The 520-nt window shown below is 63.8% G+C and carries 1 protein-coding gene; it reads right to left on the bottom strand.

All coding sequences use genetic code 11. From position 1 onward, the window contains the following. A partial coding sequence (locus HV670_RS30490; protein WP_175108612.1) for an IS66 family transposase zinc-finger binding domain-containing protein occupies positions 1 to 520 on the bottom strand: 520 nt, incomplete at both ends.

Consider the following 520-nt stretch of genomic DNA (forward strand, 5'->3'; position numbering starts at 1 on the left):
CCGCACATGCCGATCCACTGGCCCAGCGTCGAGCGAGGGATGGCGAGCCCGGTACGCTCGAAGATGCGTTCCTGTCGGTACAACGGAACGTGATCGCCGTACTTCGACACTAGTACCTGCGCGAGCAAGCCCGCGGTCGGGATGCCCTTGTCGATGACTTGCGCGGGAACGGGTGCCTGGATCAGCGTCTCGCACTTCGCGCACACCCACTTGCCACGCACATGGCGCTCGACGGTGAACACGCCGGGCGTGTAGTCGAGCTTCTCGCTGACGTCCTCGCCGATGCGCTTGAGCTCGCAGCCGCACGTGCACGACGTCGATTCGGGTTCGTGTGTGATCTCTACGCGCGGCAGATTCGATGGCAGCGGCATGCGGCGCGGCTTGTTCGTAAGCGGCTCGGCCTTAGTCTGGCTCGACAGTGCCTCAAGCTCGTGCTCGATCGCAACGAGATCGGCATCGATCGCTTCATCGAGCAGGCTCTGCTGTTCGCTGTCGAGCTTCTCGCTGCGCGCAGCGAACT

Origin of the sequence: Pararobbsia alpina (assembly GCF_902859895.1) — a bacterium.
GTDB classification, from domain to species: domain Bacteria; phylum Pseudomonadota; class Gammaproteobacteria; order Burkholderiales; family Burkholderiaceae; genus Pararobbsia; species Pararobbsia alpina.